This window comes from Hwangdonia sp. (genome assembly GCF_048381975.1).
GTDB lineage: Bacteria > Bacteroidota > Bacteroidia > Flavobacteriales > Flavobacteriaceae > Hwangdonia > Hwangdonia seohaensis.
In genome coordinates this window covers 94,425-117,587 of sequence record NZ_JBLWYT010000007.1, presented here as the reverse complement: position 1 = coordinate 117,587, position 23,163 = coordinate 94,425, and the positions used below count along the sequence as shown (strand labels likewise).

At 37.2% G+C, this 23,163-nt stretch carries 15 protein-coding genes; 5 read left to right on the top strand and 10 right to left on the bottom strand.

Annotated features, from left to right (window positions below):
* The first annotated feature begins 29 nt into the window (after window positions 1–29).
* The 5 genes from ACN5J7_RS13045 (at window position 30) to ACN5J7_RS13025 (ending at window position 9,004) form a co-directional block, all read left to right on the top strand.
* Complete coding sequence (locus tag ACN5J7_RS13045; RefSeq protein ID WP_418604248.1) at window positions 30–2,147, top strand: glycoside hydrolase family 97 protein; 2,118 nt, start codon at window positions 30–32, stop codon at window positions 2,145–2,147.
* A gap of 30 nt (window positions 2,148–2,177) precedes the next feature.
* On the top strand, window positions 2,178–4,130 hold the full coding sequence (locus ACN5J7_RS13040) for a glycoside hydrolase family 13 protein (RefSeq protein ID WP_418604247.1): 1,953 nt from the start codon (window positions 2,178–2,180) through the stop codon (window positions 4,128–4,130).
* A 57-nt stretch (window positions 4,131–4,187) separates the two neighbouring features.
* Window positions 4,188–5,357, top strand: coding sequence for an alpha/beta hydrolase (locus ACN5J7_RS13035; protein ID WP_418604246.1), 1,170 nt, complete (start codon window positions 4,188–4,190; stop codon window positions 5,355–5,357).
* Window positions 5,358–5,426: 69 nt separating this feature from the next.
* Complete coding sequence (locus tag ACN5J7_RS13030; protein WP_418604245.1) at window positions 5,427–7,307, top strand: alpha-amylase family protein; 1,881 nt, start codon at window positions 5,427–5,429, stop codon at window positions 7,305–7,307.
* A gap of 38 nt (window positions 7,308–7,345) precedes the next feature.
* Complete coding sequence (locus ACN5J7_RS13025; RefSeq protein ID WP_311942494.1) at window positions 7,346–9,004, top strand: alpha-amylase family glycosyl hydrolase; 1,659 nt, start codon at window positions 7,346–7,348, stop codon at window positions 9,002–9,004.
* A 187-nt stretch (window positions 9,005–9,191) separates the two neighbouring features.
* On the opposite strand, the gene ACN5J7_RS13020 is transcribed toward ACN5J7_RS13025, so the two are convergent.
* The 10 genes from ACN5J7_RS13020 to ACN5J7_RS12975 all read right to left on the bottom strand — a co-directional run bounded on the left by ACN5J7_RS13020 (window position 9,192) and on the right by ACN5J7_RS12975 (window position 23,161).
* Window positions 9,192–9,878, bottom strand: a complete 687-nt coding sequence (locus tag ACN5J7_RS13020; RefSeq protein WP_311942490.1) for a helix-turn-helix transcriptional regulator — start codon at window positions 9,876–9,878, stop codon at window positions 9,192–9,194.
* Between the two features lie 229 nt (window positions 9,879–10,107).
* A complete protein-coding gene (locus tag ACN5J7_RS13015; protein WP_418604244.1) occupies window positions 10,108–11,436 on the bottom strand; it encodes an ATP-binding protein in 1,329 nt (442 codons plus the stop codon).
* 27 nt (window positions 11,437–11,463) lie between these two features.
* Window positions 11,464–12,768: a hypothetical protein gene (locus tag ACN5J7_RS13010; protein ID WP_418604243.1), complete on the bottom strand. Its 1,305-nt coding sequence runs from the start codon at window positions 12,766–12,768 to the stop codon at window positions 11,464–11,466.
* Window positions 12,765–17,450: an eCIS core domain-containing protein gene (locus ACN5J7_RS13005; RefSeq protein ID WP_418604242.1), complete on the bottom strand. Its 4,686-nt coding sequence runs from the start codon at window positions 17,448–17,450 to the stop codon at window positions 12,765–12,767. The genes ACN5J7_RS13010 and ACN5J7_RS13005 overlap by 4 nt, the downstream gene beginning before the upstream one ends.
* Before the next feature lie 4 nt (window positions 17,451–17,454).
* On the bottom strand, window positions 17,455–19,155 hold the full coding sequence (locus ACN5J7_RS13000; RefSeq protein WP_418604241.1) for an eCIS core domain-containing protein: 1,701 nt from the start codon (window positions 19,153–19,155) through the stop codon (window positions 17,455–17,457).
* A 10-nt stretch (window positions 19,156–19,165) separates the two neighbouring features.
* Window positions 19,166–19,492 (bottom strand): hypothetical protein, encoded by a 327-nt coding sequence (locus ACN5J7_RS12995; RefSeq protein WP_311942473.1) that lies wholly within the window; start codon window positions 19,490–19,492, stop codon window positions 19,166–19,168.
* A 4-nt stretch (window positions 19,493–19,496) separates the two neighbouring features.
* Window positions 19,497–19,946: a hypothetical protein gene (locus tag ACN5J7_RS12990; protein ID WP_311942470.1), complete on the bottom strand. Its 450-nt coding sequence runs from the start codon at window positions 19,944–19,946 to the stop codon at window positions 19,497–19,499.
* Window positions 19,947–19,952: 6 nt separating this feature from the next.
* Window positions 19,953–20,630 carry a hypothetical protein gene (locus ACN5J7_RS12985; RefSeq protein ID WP_418604240.1) on the bottom strand — a complete coding sequence of 226 codons (678 nt, stop codon included), beginning with the start codon at window positions 20,628–20,630 and terminating at the stop codon, window positions 19,953–19,955.
* Between the two features lie 28 nt (window positions 20,631–20,658).
* Window positions 20,659–21,753 carry a DUF4157 domain-containing protein gene (locus ACN5J7_RS12980; protein ID WP_418604239.1) on the bottom strand — a complete coding sequence of 365 codons (1,095 nt, stop codon included), beginning with the start codon at window positions 21,751–21,753 and terminating at the stop codon, window positions 20,659–20,661.
* Window positions 21,754–21,766: 13 nt separating this feature from the next.
* Entirely contained in the window at window positions 21,767–23,161 is a 1,395-nt protein-coding gene (locus tag ACN5J7_RS12975) for a contractile injection system tape measure protein (RefSeq protein ID WP_418604238.1), read from the bottom strand.
* Window positions 23,162–23,163: the final 2 nt, after the last annotated feature.

Here is a 23,163-nt window from a genome sequence, read left to right as displayed (position 1 = left end):
TAAACACAATAACATAAAAATTTAAAAAGATGAAATCATTATTTGTATTAAGCTTTACGGTTTTATTTTCAGTTTTCAACATAGCCTATTCGCAAACCTTACAATCACCGAACAGTGAATTGACCATGCAGTTTTCGCTTAAAAATGATGGTACGCCAACCTATCAACTAAGCTATAAAAACAAGGCGGTTATAAATCCAAGCGCTTTAGGTTTGGCTCTTAAAAACGATGAAAAATCACTGTTGAATGATTTCACCATTCTTAAAACCGAAACAGCAACTTTTGATGATACGTGGACACCGGTTTGGGGCGAAGAAAAACAAATTAGAAACCATTACAACGAGTTAGCCATCCACTTAAAACAAAACGAAACGGATAGAATGATGCTGATTCGTTTTAGACTATTTAATGAAGGATTAGGGTTTCGTTATGAATTTCCACAACAAGAAAACCTGGTGTATTTCATCATAAAAGAAGAAAAAACACAGTTTGCCATGACGGGCGACCATACCGCATTTTGGATTCCCGGGGATTACGACACCCAAGAGTACGATTACACCGAATCCAAACTATCCGAAATACGCGACAATTTTGATGCAGCCGTTACCGATAACGCCTCTCAAAAACAGTTTTCGAAAACAGGCGTGCAAACCGCTTTAATGATGAAAACTGCCGAAGGCTTGTACATCAACCTACACGAAGCCGCTTTAATCGATTACTCGTGTATGCACTTAAATTTAGATGAAGAAAATTTGATTTTCCAATCGCACTTAACCCCTGATGCCGTTGGCGACAAAGGATATATGCAAGCGCCGTGCAAATCACCGTGGAGAACCATAATGGTAAGCGATGACGCTCGGGATATTTTGGCTTCAAAATTAACGTTAAACTTAAACGACCCTTGTGAAATTGAAGACACTTCGTGGATTAATCCTGTAAAATACATTGGTGTTTGGTGGGAAATGATCACCGGAAAAAGCTCGTGGGCCTATACCGATGATTTGCCTTCGGTTCAATTGGGCGTTACCGATTATACCAAAGTAAAACCTAACAAAACACACGCTGCAAACAACACCAAAGTTAAGCGGTATATCGATTTTGCTTCGGAACACGGATTTGATGCCGTTTTAGTTGAAGGCTGGAACGAAGGTTGGGAAGATTGGTTCGGAAAATCTAAAGATTACGTGTTCGATTTTGTTACGCCATATCCAGATTTTGATGTTCAGGAAATTCATAAATATGCGAAATCCAAAGGTGTAAAAATGATGATGCATCACGAAACCTCCGGATCGGTACGCAATTACGAGCGCCACATGGACAAGGCTTATCAATTTATGAACGATAACGGTTATGAGTCTGTTAAAAGTGGTTATGTGGGCAATATATTGCCACGAGGCGAGCACCATTACAGCCAGTGGGTTGTAAACCACTATCAATATGCCATTGAAAAAGCGGCGGATTATAAAATTATGGTGAACGCCCACGAAGCGGTTCGACCAACGGGAATTAGTAGAACATACCCCAATTTAATTGGCAACGAATCGGCACGAGGCACAGAATTTCAAGCCTTTGGTGGCTCAAAACCAAACCACGTTACCATTTTGCCATTTACACGATTAATTGGTGGCCCCATGGATTACACGCCAGGGATTTTCGAAATGGACATTAGCAAACTTAACCCTAATAACAATTCGCATGTAAACAGTACCATTGCCAACCAATTGGCCTTGTACGTTACCATGTATAGCCCGTTGCAAATGGCGGCCGATTTACCTGAGCATTACGAGCAGTTTATGGACGCTTTTCAGTTTATAAAAGATGTGGCCATTGATTGGGACGAAAGCATATATTTAGAGGCAGAACCCGGACATTACATTACCGTGGCCCGAAAGGAAAAAGGGAGTGACCATTGGTTTGTTGGCAATGTTAATGGCAACCATCAAAGAACATCAAACATCAAGTTGGATTTCCTTGAAAAAGGAAAAAAATATACAGCAACTATTTATGCCGATGCTAAAGATGCGCACTACAAAACCAATCCGCAAGCTTATACCATTACAACCAAAAAGGTAACCAATAAATCAAAACTATCGTTAACATCAGTTCCTGCCGGTGGATACGCCATAAGCATTAAACCTATAAATTAAATTCTCATGGGCTACTATCTTAAAAATAAAATGACTAATATCTATGCCATAACAGTTGGGTTGCTATGTGTATTTAGCTTAAATTTATCTTGTAAAAAAGAAAGCAATATGACTGAAAATGAGGTTGATAAAAACAATTCAATAATTGAAAAGCACGACATTAACCGCATTGAGCCTATTAATTGGTGGGTAGGCTTTAAGGATTCTTCATTACAACTTTTGGTGCATCATCCTAATATTTCAAAATGGACTCCAGAGATTTCTTATCACGGCGTTTCTATTGAAAAGGTCCAACAAGCAGATAGCCCAAATTATCTGTTTATAGATTTGAATATTTCTGAAACCACAAAGGCAGGCAAATTCAATATCGCTTTTAAACAAGAAAACCATGATGATTTGGTTTATACTTATGAGCTTAAAGCCAGAGAAAAAAATCCTGAAGATTATGTAGGGTTTAACAGTAGCGATGCCATTTATTTGATTACACCCGATAGGTTTTCAAACGGAAATCCTACGAACGATAACAACAAAACCTTGCACGAAACAACCATTGACAGAACCGATGATTATGCACGCCACGGCGGTGATATTCAAGGCATTATAAACCACTTAAATTATATTGACGATTTAGGATTTACAGCCATTTGGTCCTGTCCGTTATTAACCAATGATATGTTTCAAGGTTCATACCATGGATATGCCATTACCGATTATTATCAGGTCGATCCGCGCTACGGCACGCTAGAAGATTATAAAGCCTTGTCCTCAAAAATGTCTGAAAAAGGCATGAAATTAATCATGGACCAAGTCGCCAATCATTGTGGTTTGGAACACTGGTGGATGAAAGATTTACCTTTTAAAGATTGGATAAATTATCAAGAAAACTATGAAAAAAATAGAGATGATTGGAGCGGCGACAAAAGTATTACCACCAATCATAGGCGAACCGTAAACCAAGATATGTATGCCTCAAAAAAAGACAAAAAAAACATGAATGTGGGTTGGTTTGTCTCGGCGATGCCAGACTTGAATCAACGCAACCCGTTTATGGCTAAATACACCATTCAAAACAGTATTTGGTGGATTGAAACTGTAAACTTAGGCGGTATTCGTCAAGACACCTATCCTTATCCCGATAAACATTTTATGAGTACATGGGCGGGTGCAATCATGCACGAATACCCAAACTTTAACATTGTTGGCGAAGAGTGGAGTTTAAATCCATTAATAGTTGGATATTGGCAAGATGGTGCTAATAATAGGGATGGTTACAAATCGAATTTAAAATCCCCGATGGATTTCCCCATGCAACGATTAATTGTTGAAGCTTTAAATGAAGAGGAATCATGGGACACAGGCTTCGTTAAAATATATGAAGGTTTGGCTAACGATTTTCATTATGCCAACCCAAAAGATTTTATGATTTTCCCAGACAATCACGATATGAGTCGCATTTTTACACAGCTAAAAGGCGATGTTACAAATACCAAAATGGCTTTAAGCTATGTGCTGACTTTACCAAGAATCCCTCAGATTTATTACGGTACGGAAATACTAATGCACGATTTTGATAACCCCGGAGACCACGGATTAATCCGTTCCGATTTCCCTGGCGGTTGGGCAAACGATACCGTTAATGCCTTTACAGGCGAAGGGCTAACAGTTGAGCAAAAGGACATGCAATTGTTCCTTAAAAACATGTTGAATTACAGAAAGCACAGTAAAGCCATTCACGAGGGGAAAACCATTCATTTTGCCCCGGAACAAGGCGTATATGTGATGTTCAGGGTTTTTGAAGATGAAACTGTAGTGCATATTTTAAATAAAAATGAAGAACCAACACAATTGGATTTACACAGATTTGAGGAAATGGGTTTAACGGAAAAAACCTTGGTTAATGTTATTACGGATGCTAAAGTAGTATGGAAAGACAGTCTTTTATTGAATGAAAAAGGAAGCACCATTTTAAGTACAAAATTATAATAAAAGACCTGTTAGGTTTTAAAAACCTGACAGGTCTGGGTCTGAGAGAAATAAAGAATGAAAAAGCAACTTATCGTCCTATTTTTAAGCATGGCATTTTTGTCTTGTTCAAATAAGAAAAAACAAGATGATACGGTGCTATCGGATAAAGCGGTTGTTACGTTTGTAATTAACGACCTGCCAGAAGCTCACAATTTTGATGACGATATTTACATTTCTGGTGATTTCGAAGGTTGGTCTGGTGGCAAAGCACCATTCAAACTCCATAAAAAAAACAATCAATATAGTATAAGCATTACAAAAAAAGCTAAAACTATAAGCTATAAATTCACATTAGGACATTGGGACAAAGTAGAGTGTAAAATCAACGGTAATCCCATAGAAAACCGAACCCATTCTTTTATAAAAACCAGGGATACGGTTTTAGTAAATATTGTTAATTGGAGTCATCCAAATCAAAAAAGCAAAGCATCTACAGCGTCCAAAAACGTGCATGTTTTCGCTGAAAATTTTGAAATACCACAACTGCAACGAAAGCGGAAAATAAGCGTGTATTTACCACCAAATTACCAATCGTCCAAAGCACGTTATCCTGTTTTGTACATGCAAGACGGCCAGAATGTGTTTGATGAAAAAACCTCTTACAGTGGCGAATGGGAAGCCGATGAAACCTTAAATGACATATTTGATGAAACTGGGTTTGGACTTATAGTTGTAGCTATTGACCACGGTGGAGATAAACGTATAAATGAATATTCAGCCTGGGACAATAAAAAGTATGGCAAAGGCGAAGGTGAACAGTATCTAGGGTTTTTGGTAAACCACTTAAAACCAGAAATCGACCGCGTTTACCGAACCAAAACCGATAACAAAAATACGGGTATTTCCGGATCATCAATGGGCGGTTTGTTTGCGCATTACGCAGCAGTAAAAAGGCCCGATATATTTGGAAAAGCCGCTGTATTTTCCCCATCGTTTTGGTATGCCGAAACTAGTTTTCAGTTTACAAAAGAGCAACCAAACCATTCAAAGTCCTATTATTTAGTTGGGGAAAAAGAAGGCGAAGAAATGGTAAATGGCACCAATAAAATGGTTGAACTGATGCAGTCCAACGGATTTTTACCAGAGCATATCCATAAAAAAATAGTGCCAAATGGAACGCACAGCGAATCGTTTTGGAAAACCGAATTTAAGCAAGCTGTTTCTTGGTTGTTTGTTAACGAATAACCAATTTATGCTTATTAATATGAAACAATTTAAAAGAAATAAATCAATAAAAAAATTAAAAAGAGCAGCATGAGTAAGCAAAATATATTTATTATAATGCTCCTTTTTTCGATAGTAATGGGATGTAAAAAAGAAGCTAACCAAGTTGCAGAATCAACAACAAACAAAAAAGGGTTAAAAAGTAAAAAAGTCGTCTATCAAGTATTTACACGTTTGTTTGGAAACACAAATACAACCAACAAACCTTGGGGAACGATTGAAGAAAACGGTGTTGGCAAATTCAACGATTTTACAGACAAAGCACTCCGCGAAATAAAGGATTTGGGCGTAACACATATTTGGTACACAGGCGTACCGCACCATGGTGTGATTACAGACTACACCGAATATGGCATTTCAAATGACGATCCCGACGTTGTAAAAGGGAGAGCAGGTTCGCCTTATGCCGTAAAGGATTACTACAATGTTAATCCAGATTTAGCCGAAAACCCACAGCACAGATTAGAAGAATTTAAAGCCCTAATTAAACGTTCCCATAACGCTGGTTTAAAGGTGATTATTGATATTGTGCCCAATCATGTGGCGCGTAATTACCAAAGTTTAACCAATCCAAACGGTGTGGAGGATTTTGGTGTATCCGACGATAAAACCGTTGTTTATCATGTAAACAATAATTTTTATTACAACACAAACGAAGCTTTTAAAGTTCCCAATTGGGAGCACGGTTATTCGCCATTAGGCGACGAAACACATCCATTGGAAGATGGTGAGTTTGACGAAGTTCCTGCGAAATGGACAGGTAATGGGTCTCGATTATCCCAACCCAAAATGAACGATTGGTACGAAACCGTAAAAATCAATTATGGCATTAGCCCCGATGGAAGAAAAGATTTTGACACCCTTCCCAATGGGTTTGAAAATGAAGATTATAAAAAACACTTTCAGTTTTGGCAAGATAAAACGGTGCCGAATTCGTGGACAAAATTCAAAAACATTGCATTGTATTGGATCGATATGGGTGTTGATGGTTTTCGTTACGACATGGCTGAAATGGTACCGGTTGAATTTTGGAGCTATATGAATTCGGCAATAAAAATGAAAAATCCCAATGCTTTTCTATTGGCCGAAGTTTATAATCCCACACTTTATAGAGCTTATATTCATAAAGGGAAAATGGATTATTTATACGACAAAGTCCAATTATACGATACAATAAAAAGCGTGATGCAAGGGCGAGGTAAAACAGATTATATCCCAGCCATAATTGATGATTTAAAAGATATCGAGCACCAAATGCTTCACTTTCTTGAAAATCATGATGAGCAGCGTATCGCAAGTCCAGATTTTGCTGGAAGTGCCCAAATAGGCAAACCTGCCATGGTGGTTTCCGCTACCATTAGCACCTCGCCAACCATGATTTATTTCGGACAGGAAGTGGGAGAAGATGGTTCTGAAGATGCTGGTTTTGGTAAACCCACGCGCACCTCGATTTTCGATTATATCGGCGTACCGGCACATCAACGCTGGATGAACAACAAACAATTTGATGGCGGACAATTAACTGATGAAGAAAAAGCATTACGGGATTTTTATAAGCGCTTGTTAAACTTTACCATTACCAGTTCGGCACTTACCGATAAGTATGAAGATATCCATTGGTACAACAGAAAGCATACCTCTGGATATAACGACAAAGTCCTATCATTTGTGCGTTGGAGCGCTACTGAAAAACTCATTATAATTTCAAATTTTGATGCTAAAAGCAGCTATTCCTTCAACTTAAAAATTCCTAAAAACATCATTGAATCGTGGAATTTGAGCGAAGCCAATTATAAAGTTGAAGACCAGTTATACAATCAGTTTTCAACAAATTTAATGATTGAAGAAGACCACGCCACCATTAATATAAATGTAGATGCTTTGGAATCTTTCATATTAAAAATCAAATAAGTAAATCAGACCTGCGAGGTTTTAAAAACGCAAACAAAATGAAGTATGTATTAATCTTAATATCCTTTTTTGTTTTTTTTAATTGTAACAATTCAAAAGAAAACACATTAAAAGAAAAAGTGAAAACGCCATTTGTTTGGGAATCGGCAAACATATATTTTCTTTTAACCGATCGGTTTAACAATGGCGATGCATCCAACGATATTAATTTTAACAGAACAAAGCAAACAGGCAAACTTCGCGGATTTGAAGGTGGCGATTTAAAAGGCATTACTCAAAAAATCGAATCTGGCTATTTTACCAATTTAGGCGTTAATGCCATTTGGATGACGCCAATTGTAGAACAAATTCATGGTGGAACAGACGAAGGTACTGGCGCTACCTATGGCTTTCATGGCTATTGGACTAAAGATTGGACTGCCATCGACCCCAATTTCGGGACCAAGGAAGATTTAAAAAAACTGGTGCAAGTCGCCCATAAAAATGGTATCCGGATTTTATTGGATGCCGTTATCAATCACACCGGACCTGTTACTGAAAAAGACCCTGTTTGGCCATCAAGTTGGGTGCGCACCGAGCCTAATTGTACTTACGATAGCTACAAAAATACCATAACCTGTACCCTAGTAGAAAATCTTCCGGATATAAAAACAGAAAGCAATGATGCCGTTGAACTGCCACCACAACTGGTTAAAAAATGGAAATCAGAAGGTCGCTACGAACAGGAAATAGCTGAACTCGATGCCTTTTTTACAAGAACGGGATACCCGAGAGCGCCTCGATTTTACATCATGAAATGGTTGACCGATTACATCACGGAATTTGGAATTGATGGTTATCGGGTCGATACGGTTAAGCATGTTGAGGAATATGTATGGCAAGAATTTAAAACCCAATGCGACTATGCGTTCGCGGCATTCAAAAAGCAAAATCCCGATAATATTTTAGATGATAATAAATTTTATTTATTGGGCGAGGTTTATAATTACGGCATTAATACAGGAAAATACTTCGATTTTGGAGATAAAAAAGTAGATTATTTTGATCATGCTTTTCAAAGTCTCATCAATTTTCAATTCAAATGGAATGCTTCACAACAAGATTACGAAACCTTGTTTGCTAATTATTCAAACTACTTAAATAACGATTTAAAAGGATACGGCACGGTAAACTATTTGTCGTCGCACGATGACGGGCAACCTTTTGATGCTGCTCGCAACAAACCTTTCGAAACAGCAACAAAACTGCTACTTGCCCCGGGAACATCTCAAATATACTACGGCGATGAATCGGCACGTTCATTGATCATTGAAGGTACAGTGGGCGATGCCACGTTGCGTTCTAATATGAATTGGACGGCTATTGAAAAAGATTCCGAAACCAAAAACATTATATATCATTGGCAAAAATTAGGACAATTTAGAGCAAATCATCCCGCTGTGGGCGCAGGAAATCATCAAATGATTTCGAAAACACCTTATTTGTTTAGCAGAAGTTTTTCAAAAGATAATTTTATCGATTTGGTCGTTATCGGTTTAGATTTGCCAAAGGGTAAAAAAGTTTTAGAGGTTTCTAAAGTTTTTAAAGACGCGGATATTTTATACGATGCTTACAGTGGTAAAACCGCAACAGTAAATAAAGGTGTGATAACATTAAACACAACTTACGATATCGTGTTGTTGGAAAAAGCTAAATGATTTCAAGTTTTAATGAGGTTGTCTGAAAAGTGATTGTCCCGTGTCAAACTGAGCATAATATCATTTTTAATATTCTGAAAACCAAAGCATTTCGACTGCGCTCAATGCGATATTTAGAATGGACATTGACTTTTTGGATAGCCTCAATTTTTTGAATTAGAATTTAGTTAATCTTTTGAAGGGTAAATCACCATAATTCTATATTTCTTGACACCCTTTTAATTAATTGAGCTGTATTTTTTACTTTAAACTTTTCAATGAGGTTTTTACGGTGTGTTATGGCCGTATGATTGCTTATAAAAAGCTTATCGGCAATTTGCTTAGACGAAAATCCATCGGCTACCAGTTTTAACACCTCTTCTTCCCTTGGCGAAATCAAGTTCTTTTTTTCATAAGTATCTTTAGCTGTATTATTGGCTAGCTTAAAGTAATCCTCAATTTTTTCCTTTTCGGTGATATCAAAAAAATAATTGATAGCTAAAACATTACCTTCCAAATAATGAAGTAATAATTCATGTCTTAACAAAATTCTTTTGCCGTTTTCATTTATAATATGATACTTTAAAACATAAGGTGCATTGATGTAAGGCATTGAGAAAAAGTTATTTACTTTATTTTTCACCGACAAAACTTCGTCATCACTCACCATATCAAACCAATAATCCCAACTCTTATTTATAATTTCAGTAGCGTGGTTTCCTAAAATTCTTTTTAAAGCCAAATTACTGTAAATGAACTTTTCAATATTAAGTTGATAAATCGCTATCTGTAAATTATCAAGGCAATCGCAGGCTTTGGTTAAATCTGAAATTTTACATTGGTCAGATTTATTACTAAAACGATTAAGTGCGGTATGGTTACCTTTAGGGCTCATAAAATTAAATTTACAACTAGCAAATGGCTTTGAAAAAACAAAGCATTCTTAATTTTTAAGCTATTAAATCAGTTGTAATAATTTGTAGATTTATAGGGAAATCTAAAATAAAGTTGAGAGAAATTTCATGTTTTGAAAAGCTAGTCTGTAAAATTCTCCAAAAACCAACCCAAACATGAGTGTAAATATACTGACTTACAACTACTTGAACAAATATTATAATAAAAAATTACAGGTGCAGAGATTTGCCTTCTTTTTGGTATTCTTTTTTTATGCCCTCAAGAATATGCGATTTTAAAATGGATTTATTGTCCTCTGAAATGGTTTTTAAACAGGCATATTGGATTACGTTTACAATATTAGCGCCGGTGATTTCGTATTTTTTGGCAAGTTCATCCAAATCCATTGATTTTTCAACGGTAATCTTGGACGGCAAATTATTTTTCCAAAGAGCCAAACGCTCGATGGATGTTGGCAATTCAAATTCAATCATAGACTGAAACCGTCTTGTAAACGCCGTATCTATATTGCTTTTAAAATTAGATGCTAAAATTACCAACCCCGGATGCGCCTCAATGCGCTGCAGTAAATACGAAACCTCTTGATTGGCATATTTGTCGTGGGCATCGCGCACATTGGTTCGCTTTCCAAAAATAGCATCTGCTTCATCGAAAAACAGGATCCAATCCTTGCTTTTTGCCTTGTCAAAAAGTTTGGATAGGTTTTTTTCGGTTTCACCAATGTATTTTGAAACTACTAATGAAAGGTCAATGCGGTACACATCGCGTTGTGTATATTTACCAAGTAAATTGGCGGTTAGGGTTTTTCCGGTTCCCGGAGGCCCGTGAAACATAACACGATAGCCTGGTTTTATACGGCTTTTCATGTTCCAATCGTTAAGCAAAATATCGTTGTATTGAAGCCAAGTTTCTATTTCCTTTATTTGTTGTAGAGTTTTTTTGTTAAGGATAAGATCTTTCCACACCAAATCGGTCTCGATACGTTGCGCTGGGAAATCTCTGGACATTTTTGGTTTTAAAACAGTGCCTGTTGTGAGTAACTGGACAAACTCGGTTTCAAGAATCAGCCGACCGCTCATTACCGGCTCGCCTTTAGGGACATCGTCAAGATAAAGGATGCCTGCTTTGGCAAATTTATGGTCTTCGCTAAACAGGTTAAGCAATGCATTGCGTTTTTCTATATCGTTACCCGCTATAATGAATTGCACGGTTTCTCCAGTTGGTAATATCCCCCGATGATTCTTTCCCTTTATACCGCCAAATTCTGGGAACTCGCCGCCTTTGGGCAAGTATTCTGAAATGATTGTGTTAAAAAAATTTGGTGAAATATGAGGTACTAATGCGATAAGCAGGATTATGGTTTCTGTTTCGGTTAGGTTATGGGTTGAAATAAAAGTTGAAAGTAGGGAGTCGTCAATAGTTACCGCTTTTGGTGGTATGGGTGTGGAGTTCCCGTATTCGCTATCTAAGCGGTATTGGATAACACGTTTTAGGTAAGCTAATGTTTTGTTGGTGTTTTTTTCTGTGGTTTGGTTCATTACATATCGAAATTAATTAATGTCATATTAATGAAATTCCTCAATCTTAAAATCAGGAAAGATTGTATTAATATGGTCTATTAAATAGTCCTCACCTATTTTAGCATGTTTTCCTGAGCGATAATATTCTTGCCAACCTTCAAGTCCGAACAAACGAATATTTAAGTAAAGATATTTTTCTATTGAAATTGGCAGCTTTATTAACTCATCTCTATTGAATGCATAATAAATCTCAAAAATATTTGCGTCACTAAACCTGAATCCAACATAGCTTGAATCTCCACTGAATATTTCTAAAGGTCGAAGCTCTCTCGAGATTTGATAAAATTCGTCATTAGGGTCTTCACCTATCCAGATAATAGCATTATGATAATTGGTTTTGTTCCAATCATTTTCATTATACCATTCATTTCCTCCATAAATTTCTTCCAAGCATAGATAATTCAAATTTCCAGAAATGTTGTTTATCTCCCATTCTATTTCTAGCCCATTGATTTGGGCATAAAAATCTATCATTGGCTGTGGGAGGGCTTGACAAATCGATTCTTGGGCTTTCATTAAACTATTGGCACTGACATTGGTTCCCAAATTAAATTCAGATAAATAAAATGTGCTTTGCTTTTTTAGTGCTTCCAGTTTATCATTAATTGCATTTTTATAGTTGAAATTGATGTTTGAAATATTAAACTTCTCTAAAATATTTTTTACTGAATCTTTAACATGTTTAAATTCATTTGGCTCTAATAAATGTTGATAAAAAGTTATGTTGTTTTTATAAATGCAATAGTAATTTGAAATATTATCAGCCTTTTCAATATAGAACTGTTGCCATAATTCTGTTCCAAAATAATCCTCAGCTTTTAATAAATACTCGGCAATTGTTAAATCCATTTTATTCAGTTTCTTACCGTATGTATATAAGTACAATGAGGAATTGTCAACGTCAATTCGCAGCAATACGTAATTGCCCAAATTGTCTATTATGTCGAAAATCATCAACGAATCAATCGAAAAATTCGGAACATGTTCAAGGTTTGAGAACGACAGAACTTTGTTGTTACCAATACTCAAGTTATCTAAAATAGAAACAGGTCTTATCGATGTCTGTCCTTTAATTTTAAAGCCATCCAATTTTCCTTGCCAGTTCAACATATAGCCATCACATTGAGAATAAAATTCTTTTAAGGTTTCATTCAATGAGCCCAAAATCCTCTTCTCTAATTTTTTAACAGCAACTTTACTGTCAGGAGGTATTATCGATATACCCATACTATCGAAATCTGTAAGTAAGTTTTTCAATAACTTTTCTTTTATTTTTTTTCGATTGTTCATTTAAGCTTCACCCCTTTATTGTTTTTTAATATATTATAAATACTATTGACATCTGTAAGTGGCACATTAGAAGATGATTTTCTGGCAAATACCATCAACTTATCAATAAAATCTTTCCATTTATTAAAAGGTCTTTCTCTCTTTATGAAACTAATAAATGAACTGGCATAACTGGTTTTAGAACTATTAAAAAGTGAAATGCCAGAATTTTTCATATTAGTTCCAGTGGAATTATTCAACGAGATTTTATCTTTTTTCTTGAAATCAGGCTCTGGGATAGTTATGTTAGTTTTTATTTTACTTGATGATTTTTTATCCCAATTGTTGCCTTCAGGCACATGCAAGCCAGCTTCCAATTTTAATTTATCTCCAAACTTTGATAGGTCTATCTGATTACCGTTGTTGTCAGCGACAGTACCATTACGATAAGATAAGTCAGCATTTATCCACACCACACTATCTGTAGTTTTTCCACCAGATTGAAGGAGCTTTTTGACGGATGAATCGAATCGCTCTTGTTTGGCTCCTTTATTGATACTATTTGGCCCTGGCACGAGATTTTTTGGTTCCCCTGGCCCGCCGAACTTCATGTTTATTAAGTGCATTTGCACCCATTTATCAGATATTTTCGACAACCCTCCTTCTTTTATCTCTTTCCAACCAGTTGTTCCAGAATTCTTGCTCGTTTTTGGCTTTGTCCCATTTTTGTTTTTGGAATTGTTATGAAGCTTATCAACCGACACTTTAGTAGGTTTGTCGCCCGAATAATTATAGTTGGCATTATCGGGTTTCGATGGATTTCCTGCTAATTTGCTTAATGCTTCACTGATATCGTTCAAAGAATTGGTTACCTCCTTCATTTTCTTCTTTTCTGCCTTTTCACTCGATGATTTTTTCGATCCCTTTATATTCACGTATAATTTTTTGTTTAGGATTTTCTTGGCAGTTTTCAATGTGTCCTTATCCGCATTAGGATTCTTTTTTTGTTGTTCAATATATTGTATCACATCCTGTGGATTGTCGCTTGCAATGAATAATTTAGCTTTAGAGCCAGTTCCTCTAAAACTTAACTCATGTTCTTCCTTTCCTTTGTTAGTGAACTTCTTTTTCTTTTTCCACCATTGAAAAACCGCCGCCACAGCTCCCTTAACCTTGGCTTTTCCAGACTTAAATAGCTTTTTAACTTGTTTAACCAAAAACTTAATCATCTTGTCCAAAATCTTTTTAAAAGGTTTTTGGATGGTCTCAATAACTTTACGTATGGCTTTTCCAATGCCCGAAAGCCCAACAAATCGTGCGGCAAACGACAATATAATAGGTACTGTTTTGCCAAGTGTATTCTCTATAAACTGAGAAGCTTTACCTAAGGCGCCATTCGCAATTTCTCCTATGGAATCAAATACAGATTTTACAAAATCTACAATACGGTTCCAGTTTTCAATAAAAAACATAACCACATCGTAAAGCAAAACTATGGCCTGCACAATGGCTCCTGCGGGATTGAGCATACTCAGTAATTTAAAAGACATTTTCTTTATGATTTGAGTAATAGACCAATTGCGAATGCCTTCCATAACCTTGGTTTTAATCTCACCGGCCTTTTCCATAATGATATTCCAAAGTGCTATGGGCCCTTCGGTAATAACACGTTTTATAACATCTACCGTTTTTTCTGCGGCCGACATGATTTTTTCTCCTTTTGGCCCAAGGGACTTAACGATGCGAGCGCGAATAACATTCCATGTAAGGCCCGCTACCTGAAGCCCCAGAAATACAATGCCTTTCATATCAAACTTTTTGGGCAATTCTAAACCACTATCGCCCATTTGCCCCATGAGCCAACTTACCAAGCCTTTTTTAAGCCAGGAGACAATGTTTTTAACGAAGCCTTTTATACCACCTCCTACAGCTTTTACTAAATTCTTGAAGAAACCAATGGGGTCTGTAAATAGTTTTTTAAGAACAATAGCGCCCTTATCCAATACCGAAATGATCTTATCGGCACTTCCACCAATTTTTGAAATGGCCCATTTAAAGAACTTTTTGGCGGCATAAAGTAGTAAGGCTCCTAATTTACCCACCAATCCGCTCATATCCGCTTTCATCTCTTCAATCTTCTTATCAATGGCTTTTATGGCTTCGTCCTTTTTATCACATAATTTTTGTTGTAGTTTTTTCTTCTCTTTTTCTATGTGATTATCAAGTTCTGCAAGTTTTTTTGTTGTCTCTTCCTGCGCCTTGTCACCAACATCAATAAGTTCGGGACCGAGTTTATCGATAAATTCTTGAATGCTGGTTTTGGCATTGGAAATTTCGTCTTTGCAAAACTGAATTGTTTTTTCGTTTTCTTGATTGATATTCAAAATCAAAAGATCAATGGCTTTAACAAAAGTGGCACGTTCTGTGGTGAAAATTGCTTTGATCTCCGGAAAATGATCGATGCCCACAATTTTATCCTTTAGCCATTTTGCACCGCCCCAAAACCCGGAATAGCGATCGGATTTCCAGGCATTTACTCGACGCTTCACATTTTGTTCAAATTGTATGGCATGTAATTTTTGGCCGGCATCAAATTTGGTTAGCGCTTGTGTTTCGAGTTTACTCAGTTTATCGGCAACAAAATCCTTTGCTCTTGTATATCTGTCGTTTATCCATTTGGTTACGGCTTCACGTTTTTTCTCCATATCGGTTTTGGATTTAACCTGTTTGGATTTAGCGTTTTGCAATTCTTTATGCCTTTTATCTGTCATTGAAGATTTAACCACTGCTTCTTCAGCCTGAAGCTCGGTTTCAACCTTGTTTTGCTTTTGTGTTGCAAAATTTTGTAAGCTCGAAGGCGCATCGGCTACCTTGTCTTTCAATACGCTTTTCTCTTTGTTCGCCTCAGCAATATCACCACTATCTACATTTTCAAATTCAGCTTGCATCTCCTGCGAAATGCCTTCTTTTTCATAAATACCATCGGCTTCTTCTTCAAAATTGGACAAATCGGTTTGTTCCTGAGGCACCGACGGAACAGCTCCCTTGCCTAGGTTTAGCGTAGGGGTGTTTGGTGATTGTTCGATATTTGGTAAAACTACAGGGGTATCACTTTCTTGGGCATCGGCTTTATTTTCTATTTCATTATAAGTGCCCTTAACTTCACCAACCTGTTTTGCTGTGCTCGCCAAAACTTTATTGCCTATGACTTGCGCTCTTTTCTCCGATTCAAACTCATTGAGTTCTTTTATTTTTTTAGGCACAGCATCAGAGATGGCTTTGTCCATTTCTCGTTTAATAATCTGGTCGTTAGACTTAGGAGCTTGAGCCTTTTCAAGTGTTTTAACCTGGTCTGCGTTCCCTCTTGATTGTCCTTCGTTTTCGGGTGGTACCACCGCAACCTTGGTTTGATCCGCTTTGTCTTTAGCAGTATCATGCGCCGATTCATTATCCGCTAATTTTTGTGCTTTTTCAGCACCTTTTGCACACACGCCTGCACTTTCTTTCTCTAAGTATTTTAAGGTTTCGCCACCTTCTTCATTTTGATTATTTGAATTGTTAATTGGTGCTGGTGTAGAAACAACGGGGTTTACATCTGATGCTTTGTTAGCGGCATCATTTGAAGAAGCTTTCGTTGACTCGGTAGCGGTAACGGATTCTTTTGGTATATTTTCTGACGGTGAAGATGTTTCTTGTTTTTTTTGAGATGATGGCACCACAACATCCGGCTCTTTAGGGATGGGTATTGCAACTCTTGGGGTTTCGGTGTCCACATCGGTTTCTGGTAAATCGGGTTCCGAAGGCTCAACTTCAGGTATTTTAGAATTCGCCAGTTCTTCCGCTTCAATTCCTTTTTCAGCGGCATCTTTCCGAGTTTCGTTAGCTTTTGTGGGGTCGAATGCGTCTTTTTGTTCTTGATTACTGAGAATTATTTGCTTAATCAATTCTGCCATATCAACCACACCTTCACTCTTTTGAACATCAGGCTTCATGCGTGTGGAAGCCCCTTGTTGAATGGTATGCGTTAACTCATGGGCCAATAATGTTTGTCCGTCTTTTGATTGCGGATTGAATTCGCCTTCGTTAAAAAAGATATCATTTTTGTTGGTAAATGCCCTAGCGCCTAAATCACGATTCATGGCTACCGATTGCGAATCCGTATGGATTTTAACGTCGCTAAAGTCTGCCCCAAAACCCTGTTGCATTTTGGTCAAAATAGGTTTAGCAAGCGGCTGGCCCTTTCCTCGGTTTTGTTGGATTCGGCTTCCTAGATTTGCAAAGGAATTGGTTCGTTTTTCAGCCTTGGCTTGTACGTTTTCTTCCTCTTCGTTTTCTGCTTTCTGAATGGTATCATTGTCTTCGCAGTTGTGGCATTTTTCTTGAATGGTCTCCTCTTCTTCGGCGGTCTCTAACTGAACCACTGGAGTTATGGTTTCTGCAATAGGTTTCTCTTGAATACTTTCGGTGTCTTCTTGTTTTTGGATGTCCTTCTTTTGAATAGTCGTTAATGGAGAAAAAAACGGAGACTTACCATACATACTGGTTTTGGCAACCACTTTATCTGCAACTTGGTCGGCTTCTTTTTCGTACTTGTCGTTGGGTTTACCAATATTAAGTTTTGGCTGTATAAAGGAATTGTCCGCAGTTGCAAAAAGTGTGCCTGAGGTTTTTTGTGGCCCATTATGTTGTTTTGCAGTAAACATTAATTTAAGGTTTTGGGAAAGCTTTTTCCATCAATAATTGTTCACAGGGGGTTCCTTTTCTGAGGTCTTTAACCTTGGGCGGTTCTTTTACGTCATCGAATTTAGCCAATTCTACTTTTTGGCTTTTAGGAATATCAGCACGAATTTCGGAAAGTCCAGCCGGAAAAGACGCAACAATTACATCTACCCGTCTTAAATCTTTCTGTTCGACAACGGCACCATCCTCTTTTCGAGGTTCTTTGTCCGACATGCCTTTGCGTAAAAACCGCTTGACCTTAATTACTTTATTTTCCCCTGGTGCACCGACATTTACCGAAGCATTATCGGAAACACCTAAATCCGTTAAAAATTTAAGAACCCTAAAAGACCTGGCATCACTAATATCTTGCTTAGCCTTTTCAGTGCCCGCATTATCCGAATGTCCTCGAATCTCGACGAAAAGGTCAAAAATCCTTACCATGTCTGAGATAAGCTTCAACTTTTCCTTTCCTTTTTTATCGATTTCCGATTTGTTGAATTCGAAATCGATAACTTGTGAATGACCAAAGGATTCCCCTTTATGTGGCCCGTCTCCTGCATGGCCTCTCTGAAGTTTTTCGTCCGTTAAACCAAGGCTCTCTTTTGCTATCTCGTTTTCAATATTAATTGTAGAATCATGTACATTCGTTACGGCACGCTTTCCTTCGGCATGGGCATCTATTTCTTGCATGGCTGCATGACCACACAATTCGTGCCCCAGAACACGTTCTGGGTGGCTCTCATAAGAAACCTTTTCTCCAGCTTTATTGTGGAAACCCAGTTCAAAAGGGCTTTTGTTGGAATTGATGATTATTTTATGCCTGCTATCATCTGTATGAGGAAATAAATGGTCGGTTATCAATATCTGCCAATCATTTGTTGACTTTTTTCTTGTCAATACATTAAGGCAACACGAAGCGGTGGCTTTTGCATCTTTGGCCAATTCGTTTTCCGATTTTATCTTTTCTGAAGTGGGACGCACTTCTCCCGAGCCCTTTACCTCAAAATGTGGTGTTAATTTGCCCAATTGCGTTTTAACCAAATCAAGTCGGTCTTGGTTGGAAAGTGCATTGGAAGGGTCTTCACCTATCAATTTCCCAGCCCCCGATCGTTCGCCTACTTCTGTTATATGGCCCTGTGGGTATTCGTCCTCCACGGTGAGTTTGCGCTGTACACTGGTGTTAACGGCTCCCTGCTGTACCGTATGCGTTAACTCATGGGCCAATAAATGTTTGCCTTGTGATGAGAAAGGATTGTACTTCCCTTGATTGAAATAAATATCGTTACCATGGGTAAAGGCCTGTGCATTAAGCTGTTTGTTCATCTGTATGGCCTTAGCATCTGTATGGATGTTCACCTTACCGAAATCGGTCCCAAAACCGGTTTCCATTTCAGATTTAACGGAATTGGATAAAGGGTTTCCACCTCCTTTTGAACTGTTCAAGGTTTTTTCGATATGAGGGTGTCCCTTTGTACTTCTTTCTGATTTTGTCTGCAAGACCTCTTCCTCTTCTGCCCTTTGCACAGAATTATCGGCAATCGCATCCGCGCCCACATCATATTTATCATTGGGCTTTTCGACTTTAAGTTTGGGCTGTATAAAAGCCTCATGCTCCGATTCCCGTAGAAATGGAGATGATTTGCCTGGTTTGGCATATGCCCTATCTAATATTGCCGACCTAAACATAGTTATGTTTTTACAAAACGACGAGTCCCACAAGCTTATTTAATACAATATTAATGACCCTGTTTTTATAGTGTCCCGCTTTTATTTTGTTAACTCCAGCTTTTACAAGTGCTTTCATTACCAACAAATCTTTTTGGCTTTTTAGCAACCACTCCAACTCGTCTTTATCAATGGCACCGGCAATAAAAAGGCCTGCCCACTTTTTTAGTTTTTCTTCTGAAGTTTTAAGATAATCTTTCATATCGCTAACAATAAGCTTGCCTTCTTCTCCAAATTTATCTTTGGCATCGGCAACAATTTCTTCTTTTAGCTCTTTTAATAGTTTTTCAAAATCCATGATATTACAAATTAAATTGGTTGATAAATTGAGTTAACGCGTTCTGGCTTTGTTTGTCTTTCTTTTCTTCATAGAAAATCATCAAATTAAAAGCTTCTTCAATTTGGGGTTTTGCTTGTTCTTTAAATGCGGTATTGAGCGACCCTTTTTCTTCCCAAAGCTTAAGATAGCTTCCCATTAAATGTTTATCGCTACTTATAAGCTCCCACATTTTTGTGGTAAGTTGGTTTTTATCTTTGCCTTTTTCGTAAATAACCATTTTTTTCATTTGGTTTTTTAGGTCTGTTATCTGTACCTCCGAATCGCTATAGGGCGCATCGCTTTTATCGATAAGACTAATGGCGTCCAGTTTGGTTTTAATGGTTTCGGTATAAGTAAAATGATCGTAAAGACTTGTGCAACTTACCAGGGTTACTGCCATAAAGGCGATAAAAGTTTTTTTGAGTGTTTTCATAATGAATTAATTTTTGTTAATAGTTGATAATTTTCTTTGTACATATTTTTTATTGAAATATTGCTGAATTTTAGGGTTGGTTGTTTTAACATTTTGAATTCGAGCTTTAAGCAGTAAGCTATCTTTTAAAACCGTAGAATCTGATTTTATGTCTTTTTGAATATCGGCCAATTCTTTGATGCCTTTCAATTCATCAACTCTATTTTCAACGGCATAATTTCTATCTAAATCGGTTGGAGGCGTTTTATCTGGTGGCGGTTTAATATCCAATGTTCTTGTATCGGCGGAAATCGCTTTATCAGCAAATGAAATAGCTTTTTCGGGTTTTTCAAGAAGGAGATACGATTTACTGATTACCGCCAAATCCGCAGGAGTTGACGCTCTTTTTTCTAATTTATCAGTGACTTTTGCAAGTTTTTCTTTTGCATCCTCGTCATCGGGATCGTTTTTAACTTTATCCTGATACTTTACGATGGCCAGCTTATCCTTTTCAATTTGAATTTCTTGAATACTGGGATATGCTATCATTATGATTGGAATAATAAAAAAATACAAAAACTTCTTGATATCTTGCTTTTTGGCTATGGAATAGACCAACGATCCGCATAAAATCATAAACAGAAAGACGCCTAAAAACAGCAGAACGATTTCGTATATAAACAGGTTTTCGAATAGTTTTTCCATAGTTTTTTTGTTAAGCTGTATTTCTGATTTATTTTCTTTTATCTTTAAATTCCTGAATGTCGGGAAGCCTGCATTTTTTGGTAGCCAAATCGTTGGTGGCTTCGTTATCTTGTCCGGCGAGGTGCATCATTTCGTGGATAAACATACCCGCAAGAGACCATCTGCCCCAACGCCATGTTTCGGAGGTGTAAGCCAAATCGTTTGGAACTATACTCGAACCATAAACGGTGTTGTCTTTATCGAACCAAACATTCACTCTGTCATAAACTTCTTTAAGCGTTTTTGAAGTACCGCTCGGGGTATTATCTTTAAAAAAATTGTGGCACACAGGAAAACCTTTTGGATTATCAGCAATTTTTTTTACTATGCCCATGGCCTTGTCAATTCTCCCCTTTTCTTTGTTAGGAACCACACTGTAATCGCTATGTGGCGCACTGCCACTTCCGTAAGAAAGTTTTTGTATTTTTTTACGCACCATCCCTTTTTGCTGAATGGTGTGCGTTAGCTCGTGCGCTAATAAATGTTTACCTGACCGTGATGATGGGTTGTACTTCCCGTTATTAAAATAAATATCGTTGCCATGGGTAAAGGCCTGCGCATTAATTTGTTTGCTCATTTGAACGGCATGATTGTCCGTGTGGATATTTACATGACTGAAATCGGCGCCAAAACCGGTTTCCATTGATTGTTTAATTGGTTGCGAAAGCCTTTGTCCGCTTCCTTTCGAGCTTTTTAATGAGGATTCAATATTTGTTGGGGCGCTGTTGGATGATTCAGTTTTCATTTGTAAACTTTCTTCCTCTTCCTCCACGCGTTGCACCTTTTCTTCCTGTTCGCAATCGGTACATTTGGCTTGTACGTTTTCTTCTTCCGAAGTTTCAGATTGCTTTTGTACCAAAGGCGAAATTGATGCCGCCAATGGTTTTTGCTGTAACTCTTCTTCTGTGCCTTCTGCTTTTTGAACGGTGTCTCCCGAATTTTTGTTATTTACCACTTTATCGGCCATAGCATCTGCTTCAACTTCAAATTTATCACCGGGTTTACCAATATTCAATTTGGGCTGAATAAACGGTGTTTGTGGTGTGTCGGTTGCTCGTTCTTTATAACGTCTAAAAATTTTCATAAGTCGTCAGTTATTACCATTCTACAAATATTAAATGTTCAAGCCAAGGCAATTTTATAAGGTGGATATTCCACGGAATTTTATCCAAAAGAATATCTTGTGCTTTACGCTCCACAATAATTTTGCAGTTTTTATTTTCAACTATTAATTTGCCTTCGCGCTGTAAAAACCCAGTTCGTAAACCATCTGGCGATGTGTTTTTTAGTGCTTTCCAATGTGTTACGGCAGATTGCAACACCTCTTCTGCCATGAGTTTAAAATCTTGTGGCAATGCTATAAAACGTTGCATTGTTTGGTTTATAGGATATCCGCATAAAAATTTCTCCAATACTAGTTCGCTTTCTAACTGATGCTCTTGTTTGGTACTCAGATAATGCAGCAAATGAATGGCCTTTTCTTTTTTCGAATCTATCAAGTTGCCTTTAGAATCTGCCAATTTTGCATTAATAAAAAGCTGTTTTAAAAAAGGATGCATAAGCACCAATCCGGCGTTGTTTATGTATAGGCTTTTTTCAGTTGTTGCAGCTACTTCTTCTTCTTGTTCGTTGTCCTCTTTTTCTTCGGTTATATTTGTTTTTAAAAACAGGGCTTTTTCCTTTGTAGGCTCAATTTCTTTTTTCTTATTTAAAGGCTTATTTACCAAGCCACTCGCAAAGTTTTCTAATGCTTCAATCTGCTTTAAATTGATGGTTTTAAATACTGTTAGTTGTTTTACCATAATTTTAACCTCACTGGTATCTTTATATCGGTAAGCCTTCATGATTGCCATCCAAAAGGTATGTCGCAATTGCTTGTCACTCTGTAAGATACTAAATATCTTGCGGTTAACTGTTGTTTTTATAGAATTGGGCGTAGCTAAAAGCAGTGTTAAAATGCTGTCGTTAAACTGGTTTACGAGTCGTTGTCTTGCTTTTTGATGGGCTAAAGCTTTTATGAATCTTGCAGAAAACCCTTCGTCACTAATGATGCTTTTTATACCTGCTTCGTCAAATAAGGTCGATGTGTTTATTTGCCACCACGGTTTTTCTCCTGTTTGCAGAAAATATATAAAAGCATCCTGTTTACTCTTGTTTTTAGATAGTAACACCAATTTATTTTGGTCCTCGGTGTAATTTGATGCGTTTTTAATTTCGGAATCAATCTTTTCTTTGAATGTATTGAAAATGTTGTTTTTAAGACTGTTTAAATTTTCAACATCCGTTTGATTTATTTCAATTTCAATTTTATTGAATCGCAATGTCGAACCAGATAAAACGGTGTTTTTAGTTTCAAAATAACGTTCAATCATAGGAAACAATTGATGCCTTAAAAACACCCCAAGATTATCCTTTAGGGCAAAGGCCTTTTTGCTAGAGTTGGTATTGACCTCAAGAAAAACCTTGTTAATAATATGTGTTGCTTCCTTCATTT

Coding starts and splice junctions, on each gene's coding strand:
- ACN5J7_RS13045 (WP_418604248.1), top strand. CDS start 30: ATGAAATCATTATTTGTATTAAGCTTTACGGTTTTATTTTCAGTTTTC.
- ACN5J7_RS13040 (WP_418604247.1), top strand. CDS start 2,178: ATGACTAATATCTATGCCATAACAGTTGGGTTGCTATGTGTATTTAGC.
- ACN5J7_RS13035 (WP_418604246.1), top strand. CDS start 4,188: ATGAAAAAGCAACTTATCGTCCTATTTTTAAGCATGGCATTTTTGTCT.
- ACN5J7_RS13030 (WP_418604245.1), top strand. CDS start 5,427: ATGAGTAAGCAAAATATATTTATTATAATGCTCCTTTTTTCGATAGTA.
- ACN5J7_RS13025 (WP_311942494.1), top strand. CDS start 7,346: ATGAAGTATGTATTAATCTTAATATCCTTTTTTGTTTTTTTTAATTGT.
- ACN5J7_RS13020 (WP_311942490.1), bottom strand. CDS start 9,878: ATGAGCCCTAAAGGTAACCATACCGCACTTAATCGTTTTAGTAATAAA.
- ACN5J7_RS13015 (WP_418604244.1), bottom strand. CDS start 11,436: ATGAACCAAACCACAGAAAAAAACACCAACAAAACATTAGCTTACCTA.
- ACN5J7_RS13010 (WP_418604243.1), bottom strand. CDS start 12,768: ATGAACAATCGAAAAAAAATAAAAGAAAAGTTATTGAAAAACTTACTT.
- ACN5J7_RS13005 (WP_418604242.1), bottom strand. CDS start 17,450: ATGTTTACTGCAAAACAACATAATGGGCCACAAAAAACCTCAGGCACA.
- ACN5J7_RS13000 (WP_418604241.1), bottom strand. CDS start 19,155: ATGTTTAGGTCGGCAATATTAGATAGGGCATATGCCAAACCAGGCAAA.
- ACN5J7_RS12995 (WP_311942473.1), bottom strand. CDS start 19,492: ATGGATTTTGAAAAACTATTAAAAGAGCTAAAAGAAGAAATTGTTGCC.
- ACN5J7_RS12990 (WP_311942470.1), bottom strand. CDS start 19,946: ATGAAAACACTCAAAAAAACTTTTATCGCCTTTATGGCAGTAACCCTG.
- ACN5J7_RS12985 (WP_418604240.1), bottom strand. CDS start 20,630: ATGGAAAAACTATTCGAAAACCTGTTTATATACGAAATCGTTCTGCTG.
- ACN5J7_RS12980 (WP_418604239.1), bottom strand. CDS start 21,753: ATGAAAATTTTTAGACGTTATAAAGAACGAGCAACCGACACACCACAA.
- ACN5J7_RS12975 (WP_418604238.1), bottom strand. CDS start 23,161: ATGAAGGAAGCAACACATATTATTAACAAGGTTTTTCTTGAGGTCAAT.